Source organism: Anaerophaga thermohalophila DSM 12881, from assembly GCF_000191885.1.
Taxonomy (GTDB): domain Bacteria; phylum Bacteroidota; class Bacteroidia; order Bacteroidales; family Marinilabiliaceae; genus Anaerophaga; species Anaerophaga thermohalophila.
This window is the reverse complement of the sequence record NZ_AEWI01000072.1, coordinates 1-2622: the sequence shown is the minus strand read 5'-3', so window position 1 is coordinate 2622 and position 2622 is coordinate 1. Positions and strand designations below refer to the sequence as shown.

2 protein-coding genes are annotated in these 2622 nt (G+C 39.0%); one reads left to right on the top strand and one right to left on the bottom strand.

Annotated features, from left to right (window positions below; translation table 11 throughout):
• Positions 1–368 precede the first annotated feature (368 nt).
• Positions 369–1061 carry a phosphatase PAP2 family protein gene (locus ATH1_RS0115010; RefSeq protein ID WP_010420513.1) on the bottom strand — a complete coding sequence of 231 codons (693 nt, stop codon included), beginning with the start codon at positions 1059–1061 and terminating at the stop codon, positions 369–371.
• Positions 1062–1232: 171 nt separating this feature from the next.
• Here ATH1_RS0115010 and ATH1_RS0115005 point away from each other — a divergent pair, with 171 nt between their 5' ends.
• Positions 1233–2171: a diacylglycerol/lipid kinase family protein gene (locus tag ATH1_RS0115005; RefSeq protein WP_010420508.1), complete on the top strand. Its 939-nt coding sequence runs from the start codon at positions 1233–1235 to the stop codon at positions 2169–2171.
• Positions 2172–2622 lie beyond the last annotated feature (451 nt).

Here is a 2622-nt window from a genome sequence, read left to right as displayed (position 1 = left end):
TTGCAACACAACAGTTTGCCCGTATAAAGATAGTGATGAAACGAGCATGGCAAAGATTGCCACAATAAGAATATGTATAAGTTCTTGCATGCGAGTTCCATCCGACCTTAATAATAAATTTTATACGGATGAATTCTCATTAACAACGAGTCAACTCCGGTACAAAAATTTAAAACACGTTGATTTTGACAAAAATATGCTTTGTATACCGCACTCATGTGATATAAAAATAATGAAAAAACCACAGATTTAAAACAGAATTAACAACAAAACTATAGGTTTTAACAATTATTATACTTCTACATGAATAACCACCGATAATATACTGTTTGTCAGTAGATTAGAAATTACGAAAGGCTAAACTCCGGCTACATAAGATCAAGCAATAAAACCGAAGAAATATAGACAACGATAATCGTGAGGATTCCGGATATAATAATGGTCTGAACCGAAGCAACCGAAAAATCCTGATGCTTTGAAAGCGGATATATAGCCTCACTGCCAGGAGAAAAACGTGCCGAAACCTTTTTATACAGCCAGTAAACAAACCAACCGATGAGAGACCCAAGAATCATTCCACCCAGGATGTCGCCGGGATAATGAACACCCATATATATCCTGGAATAACTGTTCAATGCAGCCCAAAAAAGAATAAAAACAGTATACCAGCGATATCTGAACAGCAATATAGAAAAAACTGCAAGACCAAAAGAGTTGGTAGCATGCGACGATACAAAACCATATTTCCCGCCACGTTTCCCGTTTATCAGGTCAACCAGTCCCTGGATTGACGGATCGTGTGACGGACGAAGACGTTCAAAACCTTCTTTAAAAATATTTGTAGAAATCTGATCGCAGAGTAATACCATCAATGCCAGGGCAAGAACAGTAATAATTCCCTTAACCCCCTGGTTACGGAATATGACATAAAGGAAGAAGGCATACATCGGGAACCAGATACTTTTGCTGGTCACCACCCAGAAAAAGTTATCGAATAGCGGTGATGTAAATGAGTTGAGATATAATAATAATTCCTGATCGAGTTGTATTAACGTTTCCATGGCTTCATGGTTTTTTCTTCAAAGAAAATAAAAATTTTACAATTTGAAGCACTAATGTGCCCTCACATCTACAGCTAAAGAGTTAATCAGGGTCTGTCCCTAAAGTCGGCAAAATATATCGCTGCAAAAAATATATGTGTAACTTTACATGTTTTTAAATAACCGAGGAGGATGAGCAGAAGTGTTTTATATATCATAAACCCTGTGTCGGGTATTGGCCGGCAGAAGGACATTGAGAAAGTACTGAGGCAGGAAACAAAGCCTTCAGGTTTGAATTTTGAAATTGCATACTCAGGGAAATCCGGAGATGCATTTAAAATAAGCGCAGACGCCGCAGGAAAATATGATATTGTAGTTGCCGTTGGTGGTGACGGAACCGTCAACGAGGTAGGTCGTGGCCTGATTCATTCCTCTACAGCCCTCGGAATTATCCCCACCGGTTCAGGTAACGGACTGGCGCGTTTTCTTCAAATGCCTTTCAAGGTCAACAAAGCGCTCGAAGTAATACGGGAGGGCGCTGTCAAATCCATTGATGTCATCAAAATTAATGAGTTTTTCTCACTGAATGTTGCCGGCATTGGCTTTGATGCCTATATCAGTCATAAATTTGCCGGCAAAAAAAAACGGGGCCCACTGGCTTATATGCAATTAATTTCCAAAGAGTTTCCCAAATACAAATCGGAAAATTATTCTCTGGACATTGATCGTCACAAAATTGATGTTAACGCGTTCCTCATCAGTTTTGCCAATTCAAGTCAGTATGGAAATAATTTTCATATTGCCCCCGGTGCACTTATCGACGATGGTCTCATCGATGTTTGTCTCATCAAAGATTTTCCGAAATATACAGCACCAGCTCTGCTGATCAGCCTTGTTGACCAATCTATCGATAAAAGCAAATACGACAAAATAATAAAAGCACGCGACATCACCATACAACACGACAAGCCGTTGCTCGGGCATGTCGATGGCGAACCCGTCCATTTGGGCAAAGAAGCTCATATTCAAATATTACCACTTGCTCTTAAAGTTATTGTTCCCCCGGTGCACCTGCAGCAAACCCCCAATATTCTTCAGCCCCTGATGGAGTTGTTCCCGCCGGGAATTTGACTTTTTTTGTTAATCTTGCGCAAAACAAAAAAATTGTAATCCAGATACTTAAGTGTGTTACCTGCTTTGTCGTGTGGAAATTTTCCTTCTCTCATCTTACAATCTGTCCTCCCTGACGACAAAGCAATATAAATCCTTTCACTATAAGCTGAAAAATCCTTTTCAACAAAATTTATTACTTCTGCCTGTTAAACTTCTGTCTATAGGTTACTATTATCTGAAAATCTGACGATCCATTATGTCAATCATTGTCATGCCCGTTTCATGTGCTTTTCGGCGTGGATATTTCTCATTTATAAACTGAGCCCAATCTAAAAAGCATCTTTGTTGCCAAACTCTTTGTTGTTTTAAATTTTTGCATCCTCATTAACAGGTACAAGTTAACTCCGTTAAAACGCCTTGATTTTGATAAAAATATGCTTTTTATACTGCACTCAGGGCTGAAAAAGTG